Raw genomic sequence first — 578 nt, forward strand, 5'->3', positions numbered from 1 at the left:
ATAATGATGAAGTGGACCAAGCTAAACTCAATCTTGGTTATCGTTTCCCAACTTATTTTGGGAAAGAGAACTATTATGCATTCGTAGTTTTAAACATGATGTTTGGTGGCGACCCTTCTTCAGTGCTATTCAATGAAGTTCGAGAAAAGCAAAGTTTGGCCTATTCTATACATTCACAAATCGATGGAAAGAATGGATTTTTATTTGTTCTTAGTGGAGTTTCGGCTTCTAAATATGAGATTGCCAAAGATACTATTTTAGATGAATTTGAAAAATTAAAGAATGGTAATTTTGATGATGGTAAATTAGAGTTGGCAAAGAAAATTATTATCTCTCACAGACATGAATCTACTGACAGACCTAAAAGTATTATCGAACTATTACATAATCAGGTGTTATTAGACAAACCTCAATCTGAAGAAGAATTCATCACTGCAATTAATGCTGTCACAAGAGAAGATGTTATAAAATTAGCTAATAAAGCTATGCTAGATACAATCTACGTTTTAACGAAAGGAGGTCAAAGTGAATAATGAAGGTACATAATTATGAATTGATAGATGAGAAAGTCTACGAAC

General features: G+C 32.2%; 1 protein-coding gene. It reads left to right on the top strand.

Going from position 1 to position 578, the window contains the following annotated elements; translation table 11 throughout:
• Positions 1-533 (top strand): M16 family metallopeptidase (locus HZY83_RS07030; RefSeq protein WP_179943335.1); only part of this gene is annotated, 533 nt, incomplete at its 5' end.
• Positions 534-578 lie beyond the last annotated feature (45 nt).

The organism is Gemella sp. GH3 (genome assembly GCF_013415425.1).
Taxonomy (GTDB): Bacteria; Bacillota; Bacilli; order Staphylococcales; family Gemellaceae; genus Gemelliphila.